This is a genomic window from Azospirillum sp. INR13 (assembly GCF_015390205.1).
GTDB lineage: Bacteria > Pseudomonadota > Alphaproteobacteria > Azospirillales > Azospirillaceae > Azospirillum.
Genome location: NZ_VUOI01000004.1, coordinates 18,989 through 42,575, shown reverse-complemented (window position 1 = coordinate 42,575; position 23,587 = coordinate 18,989). Strand labels below are relative to the sequence as shown.

Genomic DNA, 23,587 nt, shown 5'->3' with positions numbered 1-23,587 from the left:
GTAATGACCGCGACGTTGCGGATGGGCGGACGCTCTGCTTGAATGGGAGGCAACTTCCGGTCCCCGCCATGCCCGCCAATCTCGACACCGACCTGCTGCGCGCCTTCGTGGCCGTCGCCGACAGCGCCAGCTTCACCCGAGCCGGCGAAAGGCTGGGCCGCACCCAGGCGGCGGTCAGCCAGCAGGTGCGCCGGCTGGAGGACACGGTGGGCAAGCGCGTGTTCGAACGCGACACCCACGGCGTCCGCATGACCCGCGACGGCGAGGTTCTGCTGGCCTATGCCGGCGCATGCTGACCCTGAACGACGAGGTGATGGCGCTGATGCACCGCAGCCCGACGGTGGCCAGCGTCCGCATCGGCACGCCCGACGATTACGCCACCATGCTGCTGCCCGACGTGCTGGCCCGCTTCAACGCCGCCTATCCCGACGTGATGGTGGAGGTGATCTGCGACAACAGCCCCGATCTGGTGGCGGAAATCGACAAGGGCCGCTACGATCTGGCGCTGGTCACCCGCAAGGCCGGCGAGGCCGGCGGCGAACTGGTGCGGCGGGAACCGGTGTCCTGGGTCGCCCCGCCGCAGGAGCCGGCATCTCCATCGGGACCGCCGCCGGGGCACCGCCCGGTGGAAAGCCTCGATCCCCTGCCGCTGGCGCTGTTCCCCAAGGGCTGCGTCGTGCGCGACCTTGCGGTCGCCGCGCTCGACGGGATCGGCCGCGACTGGCGCGTCGCCTTCACCAGCAAGAGCGTCGTCGCCGTCCATGGCGCGGTGATGGGGGGGCTGGGGGGTGACGGCGATGGAAAACTGCACCGTCCCGCCAAGCCTGCGCCGCATCGGTGCGGCAGAGGGGTTTCCGGAGCTGCCCGACATCGACATCGCCCTGCACCGCGCCCGCGGCACGGCCGCCCAAGCCGGTGCGCCTGCTGGCGACGCCATCCACGACCTTGTCGGCCGCCAGATGCTGGGCCGCCGGGTGCCGAACCGCGATGTGCCAGTGCCGGTGAGGGAAGTCACGCCATGACCGCAGCGTCCATCACCGCCGCCATTCTCCTCGGCCTCGCCGGCGCCTGGCGGCCATCCCGCAGGCTTGGGCGCAGAGCCCCGTCGCCATCGGCGCCCCCCTGACCGGCGAGGTCGTGCTGAACCGCGACATCGAGGTGCGGATCGGCCCCAGCGAGGATGCCCGCATCGTCATGACGCTGAAGCAGGGCAAGGCGCTGAACGCGCTGGGCACCCCGCGCGGCACCTATTGGAACGGAGATCGCCATCGGCGGCCAGCCCATCGGCTATGTCCCCGCCGATTCGCTGGATCCGGCGCTGATGGTCACCGGGCGGCCGGCGATCGGCGGCGAAGGGCCGCGCCCGCCGAAGCCAAGCGCCAGCCAGCCGGCGAACGCCCTCCTGCCCCACCGCAGCGCCGCCGTCGTGCCGCGCGCCGCCTGGGACAAGGCGGCCCAGACCCCGGCGGAAGGCTATGTCGTCGCCGCCGGCCCGATCTCCGCCACCGAGATTCTGAGCAACCGCAAGCGGCGCGGCTTCACCCTGCGCAAGGGCGACGTGGTGGCGCTGATCGGCGCCGCCAATGGCGAGGCGACTCTGGCCCTGCCCCGCCGGCACCCGCGCGGTGGCGCCGGTGCAGGGGCTGGTCGGGGTGGTGGCGCCCTATCCGCTGCGGGCATGCCGCCGGTCGAACCGGGCATGCTCTACGGCATCAAGCTCGGCGAATATGTCAGCTATGCCGAGGGCTTGCGCGCCTGGAAGGAGTTCACCGCCGGGCCGGGCAGCGCCTATCGCGACCTGCCGCCGATGGTGTGGCCGGTCTTCCGCAAGGGCCGGCTGCTGTACGAGGTGGGGGTCGCCCCGTTCACGCGGTTGCAGGTCGACACCGCCTGCGGCACGTTGGCGCAACGCGGACTCGATTGTACGGTGATCGAGCTGGATACGTTTTGATGGATTTGCACCGGACGGGCCGGCCGCGCCCTCCCTCATGGACCCCTTCACGAACGAAGAGCCATGACAAACGCCGACCCGACCGCACCGGAAGACGACGCGAAGCCCGATCCGCCCCAGGCGGAACACGGTCCATGCCGGAGACTGCCGACGAGGATCTGGTGTTCCTCGACGATGCGGCTCCCGACGCCGGTCCATTGGAAGGGGAGGAGGAGCCCGGCAGCCGCTGGACCATGCTGATCGTCGATGACGAGCCGGAAGTCCATTCGATCACCAAGCTCGTCCTGTCGGATTTCGCCTACAAGGGGCGCAAGGCGCGTTTCCTGTCCGCCCATTCGGCGGCGGAGGCGCGGCGGATCTGGCGCGGGAAGCGATATCGCGCTGATCCTTCTGGATGTGGTGATGGAGACGGAGGATGCCGGCCTGCGGCTGGTCCATCACATCGCGAAGAGCTGCAGAACCGCAACGTCCGCATCATCCTGCGCACCGGCCAGCCGGGACAGGCGCCGGAACGCGCGGTGATCCTCGATTACGACATCAACGACTACAAGGCGAAGACCCAGCTGACCGCCCAGCAGCTGTTCACCACCACGGTGGCGGCGCTGCGCTCCTACGAGGACATCGTGGCGATCGACGCCAACCGACGCGGCCTGGAAAAGATCATCGAGGCCTCGTCGTCGCTGTTCCGCGCCCCGCTCCATGAAGCTGTTCGCCGCCGGTGTGCTGACCCAGCTGTCCGGCCTGCTGGGGGTGGGGCGACGCGATCCTCTGCATGCAGCGCGGCAGCGCCGGCGGCGCTGGTGGCCAGGGTAGCTGCAACCCGGCCTTCAGCGGCGATAACGGCAACGGCAGTGGCGGCGATGGCCTTTATGTGCTGGCCGGTTCGGCCGCTACGAGGATCTCATCAACGAACCCGCCGCCGGTCATGTCGACGCTTCGGTTCTGGCGGCGGTGACCGCCTGCCTGGAAGAGCGGGCGCACCTCTATGCCGGCGACCACTGCACGCTCTATATCCGCACGCCGAACGACCGCGAGACGGTGGTCTATCTGCGCTCCAACCGGCCGCTGTCCGACCTGGACCGCAAGCTGATCGAGGTGTTCTGCGGCAAGATCTCCGTCGGTTTCGACAACCTGCACCATTACGAACAGCTCTACCGGGCGCAGCAGGGTACGCTGGCGGCGTTGGCCGATCTGGCCGAACGCGGCCGCGGCGCGCTCGGCATGGACGGGCTGGCCGCGGACGGGCTGGCGGCTGAAGCGATGGAGGACGGCCGCTTCAGCCGGTCGCTGCGCATCGCGGCGATCACGGAACGCATCGCCCGTCGCCTGCATGCCGATGGACTGTTCCCCGAGGCGCTGGACGACTCGACGCTGGAGATCGTTCGGGGTTGGCGGCGATTCTGCACGACATCGGCAACGCCGCGGTCAATCCGGAGATCCTGTCGAAGCCCGGCCCTCTCGACCCGGCGGAACGCGACGCCATGCAGGCCCACACGGTGGCCGGCGCCACCCTGCTGAACCAGGCGAGCCATCTGGCCGACGGCCCGACCCATCTGCATCTTGGGGCGGCGGTGGCGCGCTGGCATCACGAGAATTGGGACGGCACCGGCTACCCCGACGGCCGCACCGGGGCGGCGATCCCGCTGTGCGCCCGCATCGTCGCGGTCGCCGACGCTTATGACGCGATGACGCGCGACCGCCCCTATCGCAAGGCGCTGTCCCGGGACGACTCGGTGGCGGAGATCAGGCGGCTGGCGGGGGTGCGATTCGACCCGGCGGTGGTCGATGCCTTCCTTGCGGTGCTGCCGGACATCGACCGGATGGGTCCGGCAACGCGTTAGGTATCCGCAGTCGTCGAACGGCGGCCCGCCATCCTCAGGGGCGGCAAAGCGCTTCCACCGCCTCGCGCAGCGGTCCGACCTGTACCGGCTTCAGCAGCAGCTGGCAGCCCATCAGTTCGGCCTCGTCACGCCGTTCGGGGGTGCTGTCGCCGGTCAGGATGATGGCCGGGATCTGCTGCCCCGGTTTCGGTGCGGACGCGCTCCACCACCTCGCGCCCGGTCCGGCCGGCCGGCAGGTAATGGTCGGCGATGATCAGGTTCGGCGTCCGGGTCAGGCCACCGAGCTGCGCCTCCAGGGCGGCGGGCGCTGACTGCGGTCACCACCTCGTATCCCCAGCCGTCCAGCAGGATCGCCAGCCCTTCAACGATCGACCGATCATCGTCGACCACAACGACAAGTGGCTTAACCGATGCCGGGTTGCTCGCTTGATCGTCTTTCGGCTCAGCCATTGGTTACCCCAGCTTCGTCATCAGCATTATGATTGCCACCGAACACGCCAAGGCAATGGAAGCGTTGCCTGTGCCATAGCGGTGACATCGGTCGATTCACGGGCCTTCCACAGACAAATTGTCCGGCAACCCGATCTTTCCACGGAGCCCCACGCCTTCGTCAAACATTGAATTGCAACGAAGAGTACCACAGTCTTCCCTTACCGAAAGCACTCGGATTCCTCAATCAGCGATTCATCATATGCTTGTATGATCGGGTAACCGGGTAGCGACTCTCTATGAGTTTTTCCGCTTCACAAAAAAAGACCCCCCGGCGAAGCGGGAGGTCTTTGTATGCTCGGCCTTTTCTTCAACCGAAGGATGTTGCCCCTCAGGTGCGCAGGCTTCCGCCGGTGGCCTTGACCACGGCCGCGACGATCTTCTGGCCGACTGCCTCGATCGCATCGTCGGTCAGGGTCGCGGTGGTCGGCTGGTAGGTGACCGAGACGGCGACCGACTTGCGCCCTTCGCCCACGCCGGGCCCTTCATACACGTCGAACACCGCGACATCCTTGACCAGCGCCTTGTCGGCGCCCTTGACGGCGCGGAGGATCTTGTCGGCCTCCACCTTGCGGTCGACGACGAAGGCGAAGTCGCGCTCCACCGGCTGGAAGGCGGACAGCTGGACCATCGGCTTGGCGGTGCCGCCCTTCTTCTTGGGCAGCGGCACGGCGGTCCAGCATCACCTCGAAGCCGACGACCGGCCCCTTGACGCTCAGCGTCTCCAACACCGACGGATGGATCTCGCCGAAGCGGGCCATCACGGTGGGGCCGAGCCGCAGCACGCCGGACCGGCCGGGGTGATACCAGCCCGGTGCGTCGGTGGTGACCTGCAGGTTGGCCGTCGGGGCGCCGGCCGCCTCCAGCACCGCCAGCGCGTCGGCCTTGGCATCGAACAGGTCGACGCCGCGGGCCTTCTCCGCCCAGTGGCGCGGCACCGCCGCCCCGGCGCGGATGCCGGCGGCGACCGTATCCTGCCCGTCCGGCGCCGGGTTGCGGAAGGCCGCCCCGACCTCGAACAGGCGCACGTCGGCGAAGCCGCGGTCGGCATTGCGGCCGGCGGCCTGGATCAGGTTGGGCAGGATCGACGGACGCATGACGTCCAGGTCGCTGCTGATCGGATTGACCAGCCGCAGGCCGGGCTCGCCGCCGCCGAACAGCTCGGCGACCGGGCCGGACAGGAAGGACCAGGTCACCGCCTCCGACAGCCCGCGGGCGGCCAGCGTGCGCTTGGCCTGCGCCACGCGGCGCTGCTTCAGCGTCAGGGCCGGGCGGGTCAGCACCGTCTCGCGCGGCAGCGGCGTCGCCGGAATGGCGTCGAAGCCGTGGACGCGCAGCACCTCCTCCACCAGATCGGCCTCGCCATGGACGTCGGCGCGCCAGGACGGCACACCGAAGCGCAGACGGCCGTCCGCTTCCTCGCCCTCGACCGTGAAGCCCAGGTCCATCAGGATCTGCACCTGACGGTCGCGCGGCAGGTCGACGCCGCCCAGCGCCGCGACCCGGCCCGGACGCAGGCTCAGGCTGCGCTTCCACTCCGGCTCGGCTCCGGCGACCACCAGTTCCGACGGCTCGCCGCCGCACAGCTCCAGGATCAGGCGGGTGGCGCGCTCCATGCCGGCGAAGACGGCGGCCGGATCGACGCCGCGCTCGAAGCGGTAGCGCGCATCCGAGTCGATGCCCAGCCGGCGGCCGGTCTGCGCCGTCCGCACCGGATCGAACAGCGCGGCCTCGACGAAGACGTTGACGGTCGTCTCGGTGCAGCCGGTCGGCTCGCCGCCGACGATGCCGGCCAGAGCCTCCGCCCGCTCGTCGTCGGCCACCACGGTCATGGCGCCGTCCAGCGCGTAGTCCTTGCCGTTCAGCGCCGCCAGGGTCTCGCCCTCGCGGCCCAGGCGGACGGTGATGTTGCCCTTCACCGTGTCGGCGTCGAAGACGTGCAGCGGACGTGCGGCGTCGAAGGTCAGGTAGTTGGTGATGTCGACCAGCGCCGAGATCGGGCGCAGGCCGATGGACACCAGCTTGTCCTGCAGCCATTTCGGCGACGGGCCGTTCTTCACGCCGCGGATATAGCGGCCGACGAACAGCGGGCAGGCCTCGGGCGCGGCGATGCTGACGCCGATCGGGCTGGCGAAGCGGCCCTCCACCGGCGAGGTGTCGAGATGCCCGGCGGTCAGCGGCTTCAGCGTGCCCATGCCGGCGGCGGCGAGGTCGCGGGCGATGCCGCGCACGCCGGCGCAGTCGGCGCGGTCGGGCGTCAGGTTGATGTCGATGACCGGATCGTTCAGCCCGGCATAGTCGGCGAAGCCGGCGCCGACCGGGGCGTCCTCCGGCAGCTCGATGATGCCCTCATGCTCGTCGGACAGCTTCAGCTCGCGCTTGGAGCACATCATGCCGTTCGACTCGACGCCGCGGATGACGCCCTTCTTCAGCGTGATGTCGGAACCGGGGACATAGGTCCCCTCCGGCGCGAAGACGCCCTTCATGCCGGCGCGCGCGTTCGGGGCGCCGCAGACGACCTGCAGGGTGCCGGTGCCGGTATCGACCATCAGCACGCGCAGCTTGTCGGCGTCCGGGTGCTTCTCGGCCGAGACGACATGGGCGACGCGGAAGGGCGCCAGCTCCTTCGACCGGTCATGGACGCCCTCCACCTCCAGGCCGAGGGCGGTCAGCTTTTCCGTGATCTGGTCGAGCGAGGCGTCGGTCTCCAGATGGTCCTTCAGCCAGGACAGCGTGAACTTCATGGGTCCGGCTCCTTAGCGCGTCAGGCCGTGGGCGATGTTGGGAATGTCGAGCGAGGCGAAGCCGTAATGCTTCAGCCAGCGCAGGTCTGCTTCGAAGAAGGTGCGCAGGTCGGGGATGCCGTATTTCAGCATCGCCACGCGCTCCACCCCCATGCCGAAGGCGAAGCCCTGGTAGCGGGTGCTGTCGATGCCGCAGGCTTCCAGCACGTTCGGGTGGACCATGCCGCAGCCGAGGATCTCCAGCCAGTCGCCGTAATTGCCCAGCTTCAGCTCGCCGCCCTTGCGGGAGCAGCCGATGTCGACCTCCGCCGACGGTTCGGTGAAGGGGAAGAAGCTGGGACGGAAGCGCAGCGGCAGGTCGTCCACATCGAAGAAGGCGCGGCAGAACTCCACGAGGCAGCCCTTCAGGTGCCCCATGTTGGTCGCCTCGTCGATGACCAGCCCCTCGATCTGGTGGAACATCGGGGTGTGGGTCATGTCGTAGTCGGAGCGGTATGTGCGCCCCGGCGCGATGATGCGGATCGGCGGCTTGTTGTTCAGCATGGTGCGGACCTGCACCGGGCTGGTGTGGGTGCGCAGCAGCATCTTCTTATCGGCCCCGTTTTCCGAGGGGGCGTCGGGCAGATAGAAGGTGTCGTGCATGTCGCGCGCCGGGTGGCCGGGCGGGAAGTTCAGGGCGGTGAAGTTGTGGAAATCGTCCTCGATGTCCGGCCCTTCGGCGACCGAGAAGCCCATCTCGGCGAAGATGGCGACCATCTCGTCCATCGTCTGGCTGATCGGGTGGATGCGCCCTTCGGTCTCCGGGCGGACCGGCAGGGTGACGTCGACCCGCTCGGCCTCCAGCCGCGCCTTCAGGTGGGCGGCGGCGAGGTCGGCCTTGCGCGCGTCGATGGCGGCGGCGATCTCATCCTTCAGCGCGTTGAGCTGCTGGCCGCGCTCCTTGCGTTCGTCGGGGGTGAGTGCCCCCAGCTCCTTCATGAAGCCGGTGATGCGCCCCTTCTTGCCGAGCGCGGAAACCCGCACCTCGTCCAGCGCCGAGAGGTCGGCGGCGGCGTTGACCTGCGACAGAAGTTCGTCTTTCAGCGCGTCGAGCATGGCGGTTCCCGGCAAGCGTGGGGAAAAATCGGTGCAAACAGAAAAAGGGAGCCGGCCCAGCGGCCCGGCTCCCTTCTCTTACAACTGACGCCGTGACGGCAAGCGTTCCCTGACGTCAGGAAACGCAAGGCACGTTACGCGGCGGCCTTGGAGGCGAGCGCGGCCTGGGCCTGGTCCACCAAGGTCTTAAAGGCCTCCGGCTCGCGCGCGGCCAGATCGGACAGGACCTTGCGGTCGATCTCGATGCCGGCCAGCTTGATGCCGTTGATGAAGCGCGAGTAGGTCAGGCCGTACTGACGGACACCGGCGTTGATGCGCTGGATCCACAGGCCGCGGAAATCGCGCTTCTTATTGCGGCGATCACGATAGGCATAACGAAGCGCCTTCTCGACCTTCTCGACCGCAATGCGGAAATTCTTGGAGTTGCGACCCCGGTAGCCCTTGGCGAGCTTCAGGATCTTGCGGTGACGGGCGTGCGTCGTGACGCCGCGCTTAACACGAGCCCATGGTTCAGTCCTTCCGAATTCTATGATGTGCCGAGATCAGGCGTTGCGCAGCCAGTTCTTCAGCACCGTGCGGGCGTTGGAGTCGCACAGGGTCATCATGCCGCGCGCATTGCGCTTCATGTTCGGGGACTTCTGTTCCAGGCAGTGGCGCTTGTAGGCGGCCTGAGCGCGAACCTTACCCGTGGCGGTCACCTTGAAGCGCTTCTTGGCGCCGCTCTTCGTCTTCAGCTTGGGCATTTTCGTTTCCTAGAGGGAAATGAGGCGGAATTCCATCGGACGGGTGGGCATGCCCTGAGCCATACGGCCCGGCCTCGCCGCCCGTGGAAGGATGCGCTTATACGCGCGGGGACGGCGGGATGCAAGGGGGATGTGGGGGCGTGCGTGTCTTGAAGCCTGCGAAAACTCTCGGCAGCACGCGGGGGGCATGGATGACGGAAAGCCGATCTGTTTGGAGGATTACGCCTACCAAGGGATGCATACCCCACAGACATATTGTCGCTTGTGAATACGCTCACTTTCTGGCAACCTACCGGAAGGAGATGTGCCTCGGCGCATTGTGCTTATCAACACTCCAGATGATAACTAGGAATTAACAAAGATTTATCCTGGGTCATGAGAAAATCTTGTCAAAAAATAAGGCGCGTTTATGCGGCATGGGCAAGGATCATGGTCATGCCATCCGCCTCGCATTGGTATATCTCATCGGCGCCAGCGGAATGTCGTTCACCGCTGCCTATATAGAAGGCCGACTATTTGAGCATACCTATATAATTAATTCAAAGGGAGAACTTGAAACTGTTTTACCATACATTCTAAATATTTCGACGATATTTGATTTTTTTCTTCTGAACCCGATAGTTATTTACTACATAACACTTTCTTCTCTGAAAGCCCAAGAGTCGTGTGTAATTATGAGAAAAAGCCGGCAGATTTCGCTGTATCATACGGCGGGAGCTGCTGTTCTGTCGCTTGCCATCGGCATAATGACGATGAAGTTCTATGTCGGCAATTTTTCAGGAACCTATGACGCAACACTTATTCCAGCTCAAACCGGTGGGAATCGGATAACTTTGACTGGATGGATTGTCTTCTTCTGGACAACTATATTTATATCGGCACTCGTATATGGATGCATACGTCACGGATTCTATGTGGCTTACATCTTTTCGCTCGATAGCAGCAGCTTGCCATATTCACCATTCCACACGGATGAGGCTGGCGGTGTAAAGTTCCTAATTGATCCGGCTGTATGTTTTATGTACGCAATGATGACCCTCCTGTTGATATTTGGTGTTTTTGCGCTCCATGATAAGATCATTTTTAACATTCACGATAGCAACAGGCTATGGGGGTTTTGATTTATATTACATTTGGCTTGCCATTGTTTGTTGCGCCATTCTTCCATTTACATAAGCTCATGAAAGAGCGGAGGAGATCGTACGTCGATCAAGTTACTACAACAGTAAATGACATGTTCTTGGCGCAATATCGTGACACTATTTCCGGCAATGTAAACAATATTAGTGACCGCATATCAGCGCTAGATTATATTGAAAAATATCGTAAAATAGCAAATAGCCTTCCGCTCTGGCCGTTGCCGATTAAAATTTCGGCGCCGCCTTTGGGTTCTCTTGTTGCAGCAAGCTTACCTCTGGCAATTAAGCTTCTAAATGGGACCTTGGAAAAGGTCGGAGCATTAGTTCCATGAGAGGTGTCGTCACGATTATTCACGGAGCGCGCCGAGTAGGACAAAATGCAGAATTCCGGCCGGAGTGGCCCGAAGAACTAGCTAGATTTTTCCTGGTTAGCGGAATGGATGTTGCGAAACCATTTTACTGGTCAGGTCGTGTCAAAGACGCCTTCTCAGAAAATCTTGCTGAGGAATTCGCTAGATTTATTTCGGATCCCAAAGGGTGCCTTGGGTTGGGGAAGCGATCCCGCAATACATATTCGCAAAGTCACTAGGGGGAGCCATTGCTGAGGGGGCGCTTACATACCTCAATCACTTAGATCAAACTTCATTTAGAGTGAAGCGTCTCATAAGGGTTGCAATGCCGGATGCTCGTAGAAACTTTATGATTCCACTCGCCGATGAGATTATCGACGTCAATTCGAGGTCAGACAATTTGCGCCGTATGGCTCTTTGGCCTACAACGATATGGGCGATGCTAAGGTTTGGCAACAGGCGAACCCAAATCAATACGCATCAATCACTATGGTTGAAGGGCTTTAGCCACGCCGACCTGAACAATAATATCGCCACATCATATGCCGGTGAGAGCACAACACTTTATAAATTCTATGATAAATTACTGATCTAGGAAAAATACTCCCTGTATGCGTAGTAGTTCATGTATCCGAGCAAAGCTCCAGGCGGAATATCAATGAGATAATGCTGTTTTGTGAATACTGTGCTTAATGAAATTAGAGTTGGAAATATCAGTGCCAAATAAGACCATGGTCCAAACATGCCCTGCAGGTTGTCAGTGAGGTGCAAGGCGGTGAGCATGGCAACACTGACATGCATACTGGGAAAGCTGTTCGTCCTTGCATCATACTGATGTACAAGTGCCAGGAATCTGATGGAAAGCGATGCATTGTTTTCGTAATGCCGCCACCGTTCAGGTACTTGAACTGGAAGAATGTAGAATATCATCACTTGAATCGCCAAGAAGCGTGACAAAGCTGAACGCAGTAAAATTAAATTTTCGGAAATCGTCTATTGAAAATACTAATAGAAGAATTACAGGATAGTACAAGGCTGAATATACCCAAACCCATTCTGGAACGAACGGTATGGCATCATCGAGACGTGATCGGATCTCAATTGGTGACCTCAGCGGCTTACGTTGGGGTGAGAAATAAAATTGATAACCCCAACTATAAGTATGATTGCTATCAGCAGATTTACAAAATAACCTAATGGCGACATGAGAAAATAATTCCTAGTTATCACCTCCCTCCCCGCATGCCCTCAGCCGCCTTGACCACCGCCGCCCGAAGGCTGGCGTCGGTCACCGTCGTGTAGATCTCCGTCGTCGAAATGCTCTGGTGCCCCAGCAGGCGTTGGACGAACCGGATGTCCACGCCATTCTCCAGCAGCCGGGTCGCCGCCGTGTGGCGCAGCATGTGTGGAGTGACGCGGCGGGACAGTTGCGCATCCTCGCCAATTCCGCGAATCAGCAAGCGGAGATGCTGGGTCGATGCCGGCCCGCCCGTTCCCGTCATCAGGAACCGGTCATGGTCACGCCGCCGCGCGCCCGTCACACCCTGATAAGCCGTCACCAGCGCCGTCACCGCATCGTCGGGCAGGAACACCCGGCGCTGGCGGCTGCCCTTGCCGACGATGGTGATGACGCGGCCGGTCAGATCCACATCCTCCACCCGCATGCCGGCCAGTTCCCCCACGCGCAACCCCGTGGCCAGCAGAACCTCCACCGCCACCAGCGCCGTGAAGGCGTCATGGTCGGCCTTGCGGGCGGCACGCACTGCCTTGGTTTCGGTGATCCGGCCGGTAATCCCCGCCCCGGCGAGTGCGGCGGCCCGCAAGCGGCGCACCTCGTCGTCGGTCAGGTTGCGGGGCAGGCGGCGCGGCAGGCGGATGCGGGCGTCCAGCCGGTGGAAGGGGCTGATCTCGATCACCTCGTCCAGTTCAAGCCAGCGGAACATCACCTTCAGACAGGCGATCCGCCGCTTGACGCTGGTTTCCTTCAGCCGCCGCACCTCGAACAGGTGGCTGAGATAGCGGCGCAGCAGCGGGCGCTCCACGACCGCCACCGCTGTCGCGGGGGCCGGCGAACCGCTCGAACTCGGCCAGATCGATGGTGTAGGCGCGCAGGCTGTGGGGCGACAGGTTCTTGGCGACCCGGCAATGGGTCAGGAATTCGGCGCAAGCTTCAGCAAGGGTCATGCCGATCCACCAGAGGCTCCCACCCACGGCCACCACAGCCACAGGAATACGGGCGTATGTTCTTCCCGGCAGTCAGTAGGCCAGCCCCTGGCCGATGGCAAGCACAGCCGGCGCCTTGGGGCTCTTCCGCCGAATGGACGGCGAAGCCGGACAGGCAGGAATTCTCCCCATCCTTTCCCGGTAGCCGACCCCATGGTAGGATTGATTACCTACGCCCCCCCCAGGAGGTCTCCACGGCGATGGAACATCACCGGGAAACTGTTTCACCCTGTTCCATCATCCGGCAAACCGCCGGCTCACCGCCCGGCCGCGCCCGATGGAACAGTCTCCGAAACCTGTTCCACGATGTTCCATCCCCGCAGCCTCCCGACCGACGCCCCCATCCGCCCTACGCCATTCGCCGCAGCGCCTTCCGCACCGCACGCCCCCGCTGGCGCATGGCCCTTGCGCGCGCTATCTTCCCGGCCATGAGCGACCGCACCCCCCCATCCTCCGCCGATCCGCAAAAGCCCGTCTCCGGTGCCGAAGGCAACTGGTTCGGCTTCACCCCCGTCGATCCGTCCGCCAAGTCCGGGCTGGTCCGCGCCGTCTTCGACAGCGTGGCGACCAACTACGACCTGATGAACGACCTGATGTCGGGCGGCATCCATCGGCTGTGGAAGGATACGCTGATGGATTTGGTGGCGCCCAAGCCGGACATGACCCTGCTGGACGTGGCCGGCGGCACCGGCGACATCGCCTTCCGCTTCCTTAAGCGCGGCGGCGGGGCCGCGGTGGTCTGCGACATCACCGAGGCGATGGTCCGGGTGGGCCGCGACCGCGCGGTCGACCGCAACATCCTGTCCGGCGTGCAATGGACGGTCGGCGACGCGGAACGGCTCCCCATCGCCTCGCGCTCGGTCGACGCCTACACCATCGCCTTCGGCCTGCGCAACGTCACCCGCATCGACGAGGCGATCAAGGAGGCGCACCGCGTCCTGAAGCCCGGCGGCAAGTTCTATTGCCTGGAATTCAGCCACGTCGTCCTGCCGGTGCTGCGTGAGCTGTACGACGTCTATTCCTTCCAGGTGCTGCCCTTCATGGGCCGCGTGGTGGCGAAGGACGAGGCGAGCTACCGCTATCTGGCCGAGAGCATCCGCCGCTTCCCGCAACAGGCCGATCTGGCCAAACGGATCGAGGCCGCCGGATTCGGCGCCGTGCGCGTGCGCAACCTGTCGGGCGGGATCGCCGCCATCCATTCCGGCTGGCGGATCTAAGACCCCGTGTTCCGTATCCTGCGCAACCTGATCCGGATGGCCGTGATCGGCCGAACGGTCGCCCGTCACGATGCCCTGCCCACCAGCCTGCTGGGCACCGCCCCCGGCCTGCTCTGGCTGTGGCGCCGCATCGCCCGCAAGGACGTGCCCGGCCGCGAGGGCGAGCGGCTGGCCCGCGCGCTGGCCGAACTCGGGCCCACCTACATCAAGCTGGGGCAGCTTCTGTCCACCCGCTCCGATCTGGTCGGCGAGCGGATGGCCGTCGATCTGGCGGAGCTGCAGGACAAGCTGCCGCCCTTCCCCGCTCATCAGGCCCGCGCCATCATCGAGGCGGAGTTCGGCCAACCGGTCCAGTCCCTGTTCCAGAGCTTCGACGACAAGCCGGTCGCCGCCGCCTCCATCGCCCAGGTGCATTTCGCCGTCACCGCCGATGGGCAGGAGGTGGCGGTCAAGGTGCTGCGTCCTGGCATCGAAGAGGCGTTCGAGCGCGACATCGACCTGTTCTACCGGCTGGCGAGCCTTGCCCAATGGGTGCTGCCGCGGCTGAAGCGGCTGCGCCTGACCGAGATTGTCGACACCTTCGCCCGCACGTCCCGGCTGGAGATGGATCTGCGGATGGAGGCGGCGGCGGCCTCGGAGCTGGCGTCGAACTTCAAGGACGATCCGACCTTCAACGTGCCGAAGGTCGATTGGGAGCGCACCGGCGGCCGGGTGCTGACGCTGGAGCGCATCCGCGGCTTCAAGGTGGACGAGCCCGCCCGCATCTCCGCCGCCGGTTTCGACCGCGACGAGATCCTGGCGATGGCCTCGGCCAGCTTCTTCAACCAGGTGTTCCGCGACGGCTTCTTCCATGCCGATTTGCATCCCGGCAACCTGTTCATCAACGAACAGGGCCACCATCACCGCCGTCGATTTCGGCATCATGGGCCGGCTGGACCGCGAGACGCGCTATTACCTCGCCGACATGCTGATCGGCTTCCTGACGGGCGACTACCGCCGCGTCGCGCTGGTGCATTTCGAGGCCGGCTACGTCCCGCGCCACCAGTCGATCGAGATTTTCACCCAAGCCTGCCGCGCCATCGGCGAGCCCTTGCAGAACAAGCCGCTGGCCGACATCTCGGTCGGCCGGCTGCTGGCCCAGCTGTTCGCGGTCACCGAACAGTTCGAGATGGAAACCCAGCCGCAGCTGCTTCTCCTGCAGAAGAGCATGCTGACGGCCGAGGGCGTCGGCCGGCTGCTGAACCCCAACATCAACATGTGGGAACTGGCCCGGCCGCTGATCGAGGAGTGGATGCGCGAGAATCGCGGGCCGGAGGCGCAGTTCATCGACGATGCCGGCGCCATCCTGTCCACGATCCGCCGCATTCCCGCCCTGGTCAGCGAGGCCGAACGGGTAACCCGCGACATGTCGGAAGGCGGGGTGCGCCTGCACCCGCAGACCGTCCGCCAGATGCTGAACGGCTGGGAGACCCGCCGCCGCTCGGACCGCGCCGCCCTGTGGGTGATCGCGGCCCTGCTCGCGGTGATCGCGGTGCAGATGCTGTAAGGGCCGCGAAGGCGCCAAAGCCCCCGAGGCGCTCTCGTCTGCCGTCATTCCCGCGAAGGCGGGAATCCAGGCTTTTCAGACGCTTGAACCAGAAGCCTGGATCCCCGCCTTCGCGGGGATGACGGCCGAGAGAGGGGCTTTTTTCCTCAATACCCCCGGCTGCGGTCCACCAGATTGGGCAGCGGCCGGCCGTCACGCAGGGCCTTCACCGCCGTCGCCACCTGCTCGGCGCAAAGCGACGGGTGGGTGACTCCGGCGACATGGGGTGTGACGCGGACCTTCGGATGGCGCCAGAGCGGATGGTCCGCCGGCAACGGCTCCGTCGCGAAGACGTCCAGGCTGGCACCGCGCAGATGCCCGCTCTCCAGCGCGTCGAGCAGGTCCTGCTCGACCAGATGCCCGCCGCGGGCGGCGTTGATCACCACCGCCCCCTTGGGCAAGGCGGCGAACAGCGACGCATCCATGATGCCGCGGGTCTCGTCGGTCAGCGGCAGCAGACAGACCAGGAAATCGCATTGCGGCAGCATCGCCGCCAGCCCGTCTGGACCGGAGAAGCTCTCCACCCCCTCGATGCTCTTGGGGCTGCGGCTCCAGCCCATCAGGCGATAGTCCAGGGTCCGCAGCGTGCGGGCCGATGCCGCCCCCAACTCGCCCATGCCCAGGAAGCCGATGGTCACTCCGGAGGCCGGGCGATGATCCAACTGCTCCCACCGCGCTTCGGACTGGAAGGCGGCATACGCGTCCATCAGCCGGTGCCAGTACAGAACCTGATAGACCACATAGCCGGCCATATCGACGGTCAGCCCCTCCGACACCATCCGCACCAGCGGCACGTCGGGCAGGGTCGGATCCTCCAGGATCGGCTCCACCCCGGCTCCCAGCGACACGATCAGCCGCAGGTTGGGCAGGGTCGCCAGCATGCCGGCCGGCGGCTTCCACACCACCGCCACCTCGATGTCGGCGATGTCGCCGGTATCGGGCCAGACGCGCATCTCCAGGTCGGGAAAATGGCGGGCGATTTCCCGGCGCCAATCCTCGGCGCTGTCGCTGGCGGAGCAGAACAGAAGCGTCACGGCCGAACCCCTGCTATCTAGATTGCTGTTGGGGTGCGAACGATAGCGCCTTTCCCGAACTCCGCAAGGAAGCAAGCCCGTGCCGCGCCTGATCCTGCTGAACAAGCCCTATGGCGTGCTGCCGCAATTCACCGACGACCAGGGCCGCCCGACCCTGGCGGAACTGGTGCCGGTGAAGGGCGTCTATGCCGCCGGCCGGCTCGACCGCGACAGCGAGGGGCTGCTGGCCTTGAGCGACGATGGCCCGCTGATCGCCCGCATCGCCTCGCCGGCCAACAAGATGCCGAAGACCTATTGGGTGCAGGTGGAGGGTGTGCCGACCGACGAGGCGCTGGAGGCGCTGCGCCGTGGCGTGACGCTGAAGGACGGCCCCACCCTGCCGGCCGAGGTGCGGCGGATGGACGAGCCCGAGTCGCTGTGGCCGCGCGATCCGCCGGTGCGCTACCGCGCCGCCATCCCCACCAGCTGGATCGCGCTCACCATCCGCGAGGGACGCAACCGGCAGGTCCGCCGCATGACCGCAGCGGTCGGCTTTCCAACCCTGCGGCTGATCCGCTGGTCGATCGGCGACTGGACTCTGGACGGGCTGGCGCCGGGGCAGTGGCGGGAGGTCCCCCAACCGCCCGCGACACCCACCAAGGGGCCAACGACCCCGGCACCAACCGGTCAGCGCAGCCCCGTCAAGCCGCGCCGAACAGTTGCTCCTCGCTCAGCGCCATCACGCTCGCGGAGCCGTTGACGACGGTCGCCCGCAGCGCCGCCGCCTTCGGCAGCACATGGGTGGCGTAGAAGCGGGCGGTCAGCGGCTTGGCCGACAGGAAGGCGGTGTCGGCATCGCCCTCCGCCAGCCGTTCCGCCGCCACCTTGGCGGCGCGGGCAAGCTGCCAGCCGCCGGCGACGACACCCATCAGCTCCAGCAGCGTCACCGACGCGGCGGCCGGCAGGCGCGGGTCCTGCTTGGCCACGCCCAGCACCCAGGCCACCGCCTGCTTGGCCTCCAGGACAGCGGCGGCAAGTTCGGCACCGGTGACCCGCATGGACTCGTCGGCTTGGCCGGACAACTCGCCGGCCAGCGCCGCGATCTCGTCGAGCAGGCCGTTGATCGTCGCGCCGCCGTCGCGCAGGATCTTGCGGTTGATCAGGTCGTTGGCCTGGATGGCGGTCGTGCCCTCGTAGATCGTGGTGATGCGGGCATCGCGCAGATGCTGGGCGGCGCCGGTCTCCTCGATGAAGCCCATGCCGCCATGAACCTGCACGCCGTCCGACGCCAGCTGCTGGCCGGTCTCGGTGCACCAGCCCTTGGCGATGGGGGTCAGCAGATCGACCAGCAGCGCGGCCCGGCCGCGCGCCGCCTCGTCGGCATGGTGATGCGCCACGTCCACCGCGGCGGCGGCGGTGTAGAGGATGCCGCGCATCGCCTCGATCCGCGCCTTCATGCCCATCAGCAGGCGGCGGACGTCGGGGTGGTTGACGATGCCCTTCGACTGGCCTTCGGTCCAGCCCAGCGGCTTGCCCTGCACGCGGTCGCGGGCATAGGCCAAAGCCTGCTGATAGGCGCGCTCGGCGATCGACAGCCCCTGCATGGCGACGTTCAGCCGGGCATGGTTCATCATGGTGAACATGTATTCCAGGCCGCGGTTCGGCTCGCCCACCAGGAAGCCGGTCGCCCCGCCCTCGTCGCCGAAGGACAGCACGGCGGTCGGGCTGCCGTGGATGCCCAGCTTGTGCTCCAGCGACACGCACTTCACCTGATTGCGGGCGCCGAGGGAGCCGTCGGCATTGACCAGGAACTTCGGCACGACGAAAAGGCTGATGCCCTTCACCCCCGGAGGCGCATCGGGCAGGCGGGCCAGCACCAGATGGACGATGTTCTCCGTCAGGTCATGGTCGCCATAGGTGATGAAGATCTTCTGCCCGCTGACGAGGTAATGGTCGCCGTCCGGCACCGCGCGCGACCGCGTGGCGGCAAGGTCCGACCCCGCCTGCGGCTCGGTGATGTTCATGGTGCCGGTCCACTCGCCCGAGATCATCTTGGGCAAATAGAGGTCCTTCAGCGCCTCGGAGCCATAGAGCTGAACCGCGTTCACCGCCCCCTGGGTCAGCATCGGGCAGAGCGCGAAGGCCATGTTGGCGGAATGCCACATCTCCTGCACCGCGGTGTTCAGCAGGTTGGGCAGCCCCATGCCGCCGCGCGTGGGATCGAAGGGCAGCCCGTTCCAGCCGCCCTCCACCAGCGCCTGCCACGCAGGCCCCCAGCCCTCCGCCGTGCGGGCAATGCCGTCGGTGTCGAGTATGGCGCCCTGGACGTCGCCGATGCGGTTCAGCGGAGCCAGGATGTTCTCGGCGATCTTCGCCGCCTCGCCCAGGATGCTGTCCACCATGTCGGGGCTGGCATCCTCGAAGCCCGGCAGAGCCGCCACATCGGCCATGCCGGCGAGGTGGTCGAGGACGAAGCGGATCTCTTTCAGCGGCGGGGTGTAGGGGATCGCGGCGGCGGTCATGGGGGACCTCTTCGGGGGAACGGGGGAAAGAACGGTGTCAGACGGCCTGCTGCAGCTCCGGCATTGCCTTGAACAGGTCGGCGACGAGGCCGTAGTCGGCGACCTGGAAGATCGGCGCCTCCTCGTCCTTGTTGATGGCGACGATCACCTTGCTGTCCTTCATGCCGGCCAGATGCTGGATGGCGCCGGAGATGCCGACGGCGACATAGAGGTCCGGCGCGACGATCTTGCCGGTCTGCCCGACCTGATAGTCGTTGGGCACGAAGCCGGCATCGACGGCGGCCCGGCTGGCGCCCACCGCCGCGCCCAGCTTGTCGGCGATGGCCTCCAGCAGGTGGAAGTTGTCGCCCGACTGCATGCCGCGACCGCCGGAAATCACGATGCGGGCGGAGGTCAGTTCCGGACGCTCCGACTTCGACAGCTCGGCCGAGACGAAGCCCGACAGGGCGGGGTCGGCCGCGGCGGCGATGCTCTCGACCGGGGCGGCGTTGGTGGCGGTGGCGGCCTCGAAGGCGGTGGTGCGGACGGTGACGACCTTCACCGCGTCGGCCGACTGCACGGTGGCGATGGCGTTGCCGGCGTAGATCGGCCGCTCGAACGTATCAGCCGAGACCACGGCGGTGATCTCGGAGATCATCGCCACGTCGAGCAATGCCGCGACGCGCGGCAGCACGTTCTTGCCCACCGAGGTGGCGGCGGCGAGGACATGGCTGTAGCCGGGGGCGAGCGAGACCAGCAGGGCCGCGACCGGCTCGGCCAGGGCGTGTTCGTAGGCGGCATCGTCGGCGAGCAGCACCTTGGCGACGCCGGCCAGCTTGGCGGCCTGATCGGCGGCGGGAGCGGCGTTGCGGCCGGCGACCAGGACGTGGATGTCGCCGCCGAGCTTGGCGGCGGCGGTCACCGTGTGGGCGGTGGCGGGCTTGAGGCTGACGTTGTCGTGGTCGGCGAGGATCAGGATGGGCATGGCGGATTCCTCTGTCGGGCGGGGTGTGGGAGTGCAGTCACTTGCCCCCACCCCGACCCTCCCCCGCTCTCAGCGGACCGAAGGTCCGTCCGATGCGGAGGAGGGGGTAAGTGCTGATGCGGGAGGGTGGCGGAGTTCCCTCCCCTGCGGAGCGGGGGAGGGTTAGGGTGGGGGCACCGAAGCCGGCGCTCAGATCACCCGCGCCTCGTTCTTCAGCTTGTCGACCAGGGCGGCGACGTCCGGCACCTTGATGCCGGCCTGACGCTTCGCCGGCTCGGCGACCTTCACCGTGGTCAGGCGCGGCGTCACATCGACGCCCAGGCTGTCCGGTGTGATCGTCTCCAGAGGCTTCTTCTTCGCCTTCATGATGTTCGGCAGGCTGGCATAGCGCGGCTCGTTCAGGCGCAGGTCGGCGGTGACCACCGCCGGCAGCTTCAACGACACGACCTCAAGCCCGCCGTCGATCTCGCGCGTCACCGCCACGGCGTCACCAGCCGGCGCGACCTTCGAGGCGAAGGTGCCCTGGCCCCAGCCGAGCAGCGCCGCCAGCATCTGGCCGGTCTGGTTGCAGTCGTCGTCGATGGCCTGCTTGCCGAGGATCACCATCCCCGGCGCCTCCTTTTCGACCAGCGCCTTGAGGACCTTGGCGACGGCCAGCGGTTCGGTCGTCACGTCGGTCTGCACCAGGATGGCGCGGTCGGCACCCATGGCGAGAGCGGTGCGCAGCGTCTCCTGGGCCTGCGACAGGCCGACGGACACCACGACGATCTCGGTCGCCGTGCCAGCCTCCTTCAAGCGGACGGCCTCTTCGACGGCGATCTCGTCGAACGGATTCATCGAGAACTTCACATTGGAGGTCTCGACGCCGGACTGGTCGGTCTTGACCCGGATCTTGACATTGTAATCGACGACGCGCTTCACGGCGCAGAGGATCTTCATGGCGCGGGTCCCCTAAGGATTGGGCAGCATGTGGGCATGAGGAAGCTTTGCCCCCACCCCGACCCTCCCCCGCTGGGCGGGGGAGGGGGCGGATGCTTGCAAAGGCATCGCAAAGGAGGGCGGCAGTCCCCTCCCCCGCCCAGCGGGGGAGGGTTAGGGAGGGGGCAACCGGCCCCGCCCCTTACAGCCCCTCGGTCTGCTTGCGCAGGACGTATTTCTGGATCTTGCCCGTCGAGGTCTTCGGCAGCGGGCCGAACACCACCGTGCGCGGGCACTTGAAGTGGGCCATATGCGACCTGCAGAAGGCGATGATATCGGCCTCGGTCGCGGTGGCTCCGTCCTTCAGCGTGATGAAGGCGCAGGGCGTCTCGCCCCACTTCTCGTCATGGCGGGCGACGACCGCGGCCTCCAGCACCTCGGGGTGCTTGTAGAGGACGTCTTCCACCTCGATCGACGAGATGTTCTCGCCGCCGGAGATGATGATGTCCTTCGACCGATCCTTGATCTCGACATAGCCGTCCTCATGCCAGACGGCGAGGTCGCCGGTGTGGAACCAGCCGCCGGCGAAGGCTTCATCAGTCGCCTTGGGGTTCTTCAGGTAGCCCTTCATGACGTTGTTGCCGCGCATCATGATCTCGCCCATCGTGCGGCCGTCCTTCGGCACCGGCTCCAGTGTGAAGGGATCGGCGACGATCACCGCCTCCAGCATCGGGCCGCGCACGCCCTGGCGGGCCTTGATCGCCGCCTTCTCGTCGAGCGACAGGCCGTCCCAGCGGTCGTGCCAGACGCAGACCACGGTCGGGCCGTAGCATTCGGTCAGGCCATAGACATGGGTGACTTCCCAGCCCATGCGCTCCATGCCGGCGATGACGGCGGCGGGCGGGGCGGCGCCGGCCACCATCACCTTCACCTTCTGCTCGATGCCCTGCTTCAGCTCGGCCGGCGCGTTGTTCAGCATGTTCAGAACGATGGGCGCGCCGCAGAAATTGGTCACCCGCTCCTCGCGGATCAGCGTCAGCACGGCGTCGGGGCGGACCTGGCGCAGGCAGATCGCGGTGCCGGCGGTGACCGCGATGGTCCAGGGGAAGCACCAGCCGTTGCAGTGGAACATCGGCAGCGTCCACAGATACACGGGCGCGTCGCCCATGTTCCAGGACAGCGCGTTCGACACCGCGTTCAGGTAGGCGCCGCGGTGGTGATAGACGACGCCCTTCGGATTGCCGGTGGTGCCGGAGGTGTAGTTCAGCGCGATGGCCTGCCATTCGTCGGACGGCAGGGTCCAGGGATGCTCGGCACCGACATCGCTGATGAAGGACTCGTAGTCGCGGTCGCCGATCAGTTCGCCGCCGCTGTAGGTCGGATCATCGATGTCCACCACCGGGATCGGCGCATCCAGCAGGGCCAGCGCCTTCTTGGCGACGGCGGAGAACTCGCGGTCGACGATCAGGATCTTCGCCTCGCCATGCTTCAGGATGAAGGCGATGGCCTCGGCGTCCAGGCGGGTGTTGACCGCGTTCAGCACGGCACCGGCCAGCGGCACGCCGAAATGCGCTTCGAACAGTTCCGGCGTGTTGGCGGCCAGCATGGCGACGGTGTCGCCCTTGCCGATCCCCAGGTTCGCCAGCGCCGCGGCCAGACGGCGCACGCGGACGAAGGTTTCGGCCCAGGTTCGGCGGACCGGGCCATGGACGACGGCCAGCCGGTCGGGCCACACGGAGGCGGCGCGCTCCAGGAAAGTCAGCGGCGTCAGCGCGACGAAATTGGCGGCGTTGCGGTCGAGATCGCGTTCATACGGATTGGCGCGGACATCGGCTGCGGCGGCAGTATCACTCATCGGACCGTTCTCCCCAGGGGTTCTTGTTAGGCGCCGGCATTGGACGCGGCTGTGTTGGAAACAGCCTGTACCAGATCAGCTTTGCGCAACTTTCTCAGGATTATGACCAATTGTTATTGGAGTTGTTGCAGCCCTAGGCAAGCGAGGCACCCCTTTCACCGTAATCCGGATCAGCGCAACCAGGTCACGTCACCGGCGAACAGGTATCCGGCACCGTAGACCGTCTTGATCAGCCGCGGAGCGCGGGGATCGTCCTCGATCTTCTTGCGGATCCGCGACACGCGGACGTCGATGCTGCGGTCGTAGGGAAAATCGTCACGGTCCTGGTCGGGACCTTGCAGATGCTCGCGCGACAGCACGCGCTTGGGCGCCTTCAGCAGGGTCAGCAGCAGCGAGGCCTCCGCCGCGGTCAGGCTTTCCTGGCGGCCGTCATCGGCGCTCAGCGTCAGGTTGCCGAGGTCGAAGACCCAATTGCCGAAACGTGCCCGCGCGGTCTCCGCCGCGGCCGTGGCGCCGGCCAGCTGTTCGCGGCGGCGGATGGCGCTGTTGACGCGGGCGACCAACTCCCGCGGCTCGAAAGGCTTCACGATGTAATCGTCGGCGCCCAGCTCCAGCCCCAGGATCCGGTCGGAGGTGCCGCCTCGCCCGGACAGGATGATCACGCCGAAGCGCACGTCCTCCCACAATTCGCGAACCAGGGTCAGCCCGTCCATGTCCGGCAGGCCGAGATCGACGAGGCACAGGTCGGGTGCCTGGCGCTGGATCGCCGCCCGCGCCTCCCGCCCGCTGGCCCAGCAGGACACCTCGTAGCCGTATCCCTCCAGCACCTCTTTCACCAGCCGGCGGATGTCGGCCTCGTCCTCGACCAGATAAATGCGCTTCTTCTGCACCACGCGCGTTTCCCCTCGGCACTCGTCGCCCTGTTTTTCCAGGTGCGT

The 23,587-nt window shown here is 65.7% G+C and carries 21 protein-coding genes and 3 pseudogenes; 11 read left to right on the top strand and 13 right to left on the bottom strand.

Translation table 11 applies throughout. From position 1 onward, the window contains the following. The first annotated feature begins 68 nt into the window (after positions 1-68). From F1643_RS22285 to F1643_RS24435, 6 genes and pseudogenes are all read left to right on the top strand, one after another. Positions 69-296, top strand: coding sequence for a LysR family transcriptional regulator (locus F1643_RS22285; protein ID WP_255542423.1), 228 nt, complete (start codon positions 69-71; stop codon positions 294-296). Beyond that, positions 290-1,126, top strand: coding sequence for a LysR substrate-binding domain-containing protein (locus tag F1643_RS04755; RefSeq protein ID WP_255542422.1), 837 nt, complete (start codon positions 290-292; stop codon positions 1,124-1,126). Before F1643_RS22285 ends, F1643_RS04755 begins: the two co-directional genes overlap by 7 nt. A 195-nt stretch (positions 1,127-1,321) precedes the next feature. Further along, a complete protein-coding gene (locus F1643_RS04750) occupies positions 1,322-1,951 on the top strand; it encodes a hypothetical protein (RefSeq protein ID WP_255542421.1) in 630 nt (209 codons plus the stop codon). After that, a pseudogene (locus F1643_RS24445) lies at positions 1,951-2,598 on the top strand (hypothetical protein); the annotation flags it as partial. The gene F1643_RS04750 and the pseudogene F1643_RS24445, both read left to right, overlap by 1 nt. Before the next feature lie 256 nt (positions 2,599-2,854). Next, complete coding sequence (locus F1643_RS24440) at positions 2,855-3,469, top strand: DUF3369 domain-containing protein (RefSeq protein WP_370540483.1); 615 nt, start codon at positions 2,855-2,857, stop codon at positions 3,467-3,469. Next, on the top strand, positions 3,352-3,792 hold the full coding sequence (locus tag F1643_RS24435; RefSeq protein ID WP_370540482.1) for an HD-GYP domain-containing protein: 441 nt from the start codon (positions 3,352-3,354) through the stop codon (positions 3,790-3,792). The genes F1643_RS24440 and F1643_RS24435 overlap by 118 nt, the downstream gene beginning before the upstream one ends. An 820-nt stretch (positions 3,793-4,612) precedes the next feature. On the opposite strand, the pseudogene pheT reads toward F1643_RS24435, so the two are convergent. The 4 genes and pseudogenes from pheT to rpmI all read right to left on the bottom strand — a co-directional run bounded on the left by pheT (position 4,613) and on the right by rpmI (position 8,863). Continuing rightward, positions 4,613-7,025: pseudogene (pheT, locus tag F1643_RS04740) on the bottom strand (phenylalanine--tRNA ligase subunit beta). A gap of 12 nt (positions 7,026-7,037) precedes the next feature. Continuing rightward, positions 7,038-8,120, bottom strand: a complete 1,083-nt coding sequence (gene pheS, locus F1643_RS04735) for a phenylalanine--tRNA ligase subunit alpha (protein WP_194911260.1) — start codon at positions 8,118-8,120, stop codon at positions 7,038-7,040. Between the two features lie 134 nt (positions 8,121-8,254). Next, positions 8,255-8,650, bottom strand: coding sequence for a 50S ribosomal protein L20 (rplT, locus tag F1643_RS04730; RefSeq protein ID WP_194911649.1), 396 nt, complete (start codon positions 8,648-8,650; stop codon positions 8,255-8,257). Positions 8,651-8,662: 12 nt separating this feature from the next. After that, the gene (rpmI, locus tag F1643_RS04725) at positions 8,663-8,863 is read right to left on the bottom strand and encodes a 50S ribosomal protein L35 (RefSeq protein ID WP_012975158.1); all 201 of its coding nucleotides are present in this window, start codon (positions 8,861-8,863) and stop codon (positions 8,663-8,665) included. Positions 8,864-9,249: 386 nt separating this feature from the next. Between rpmI and F1643_RS04720 the strand changes: the two genes are divergently transcribed. Further along, a complete protein-coding gene (locus tag F1643_RS04720; RefSeq protein WP_194911258.1) occupies positions 9,250-9,984 on the top strand; it encodes a hypothetical protein in 735 nt (244 codons plus the stop codon). Continuing rightward, on the top strand, positions 9,972-10,334 hold the full coding sequence (locus tag F1643_RS04715) for a hypothetical protein (protein WP_194911256.1): 363 nt from the start codon (positions 9,972-9,974) through the stop codon (positions 10,332-10,334). The genes F1643_RS04720 and F1643_RS04715 overlap by 13 nt, the downstream gene beginning before the upstream one ends. A gap of 609 nt (positions 10,335-10,943) precedes the next feature. Here the strand turns inward: F1643_RS04715 and F1643_RS24430 are convergent. From F1643_RS24430 to F1643_RS24425, 3 genes are all read right to left on the bottom strand, one after another. After that, the gene (locus F1643_RS24430; protein ID WP_370540471.1) at positions 10,944-11,297 is read right to left on the bottom strand and encodes a phosphatase PAP2 family protein; all 354 of its coding nucleotides are present in this window, start codon (positions 11,295-11,297) and stop codon (positions 10,944-10,946) included. Between the two features lie 281 nt (positions 11,298-11,578). After that, the gene (locus F1643_RS04705) at positions 11,579-12,394 is read right to left on the bottom strand and encodes a tyrosine-type recombinase/integrase (RefSeq protein WP_194911254.1); all 816 of its coding nucleotides are present in this window, start codon (positions 12,392-12,394) and stop codon (positions 11,579-11,581) included. Beyond that, positions 12,279-12,536 carry a site-specific integrase gene (locus F1643_RS24425; RefSeq protein ID WP_194911252.1) on the bottom strand — a complete coding sequence of 86 codons (258 nt, stop codon included), beginning with the start codon at positions 12,534-12,536 and terminating at the stop codon, positions 12,279-12,281. The genes F1643_RS04705 and F1643_RS24425 overlap by 116 nt, the downstream gene beginning before the upstream one ends. A gap of 467 nt (positions 12,537-13,003) precedes the next feature. On the opposite strand from F1643_RS24425, the gene F1643_RS04695 reads away from it, so the two are divergent. Both F1643_RS04695 and ubiB read left to right on the top strand, forming a co-directional pair. Next, entirely contained in the window at positions 13,004-13,792 is a 789-nt protein-coding gene (locus tag F1643_RS04695) for a class I SAM-dependent methyltransferase (protein ID WP_255542420.1), read from the top strand. Between the two features lie 6 nt (positions 13,793-13,798). After that, a pseudogene (ubiB, locus tag F1643_RS04690) lies at positions 13,799-15,338 on the top strand (2-polyprenylphenol 6-hydroxylase). A 146-nt stretch (positions 15,339-15,484) separates the two neighbouring features. Here the strand turns inward: ubiB and F1643_RS04685 are convergent. After that, the gene (locus F1643_RS04685) at positions 15,485-16,411 is read right to left on the bottom strand and encodes a glyoxylate/hydroxypyruvate reductase A (protein WP_194911248.1); all 927 of its coding nucleotides are present in this window, start codon (positions 16,409-16,411) and stop codon (positions 15,485-15,487) included. Positions 16,412-16,490: 79 nt separating this feature from the next. On the opposite strand from F1643_RS04685, the gene F1643_RS04680 reads away from it, so the two are divergent. Then, positions 16,491-17,150, top strand: a complete 660-nt coding sequence (locus tag F1643_RS04680) for a pseudouridine synthase (RefSeq protein ID WP_194911246.1) — start codon at positions 16,491-16,493, stop codon at positions 17,148-17,150. Here the strand turns inward: F1643_RS04680 and F1643_RS04675 are convergent. The 5 genes from F1643_RS04675 to F1643_RS04655 form a co-directional block, all read right to left on the bottom strand. Continuing rightward, positions 17,092-18,912 carry an acyl-CoA dehydrogenase C-terminal domain-containing protein gene (locus F1643_RS04675; RefSeq protein WP_194911243.1) on the bottom strand — a complete coding sequence of 607 codons (1,821 nt, stop codon included), beginning with the start codon at positions 18,910-18,912 and terminating at the stop codon, positions 17,092-17,094. The genes F1643_RS04680 and F1643_RS04675 overlap by 59 nt on opposite strands. Before the next feature lie 37 nt (positions 18,913-18,949). After that, the gene (locus F1643_RS04670) at positions 18,950-19,876 is read right to left on the bottom strand and encodes an electron transfer flavoprotein subunit alpha/FixB family protein (protein WP_194911241.1); all 927 of its coding nucleotides are present in this window, start codon (positions 19,874-19,876) and stop codon (positions 18,950-18,952) included. A 189-nt stretch (positions 19,877-20,065) separates the two neighbouring features. Further along, a complete protein-coding gene (locus F1643_RS04665) occupies positions 20,066-20,815 on the bottom strand; it encodes an electron transfer flavoprotein subunit beta/FixA family protein (RefSeq protein WP_194911239.1) in 750 nt (249 codons plus the stop codon). 181 nt (positions 20,816-20,996) lie between these two features. Further along, positions 20,997-22,649 (bottom strand): acyl-CoA synthetase, encoded by a 1,653-nt coding sequence (locus F1643_RS04660; protein WP_194911237.1) that lies wholly within the window; start codon positions 22,647-22,649, stop codon positions 20,997-20,999. 170 nt (positions 22,650-22,819) lie between these two features. Next, the gene (locus F1643_RS04655) at positions 22,820-23,542 is read right to left on the bottom strand and encodes a response regulator transcription factor (RefSeq protein ID WP_194911235.1); all 723 of its coding nucleotides are present in this window, start codon (positions 23,540-23,542) and stop codon (positions 22,820-22,822) included. Positions 23,543-23,587 lie beyond the last annotated feature (45 nt).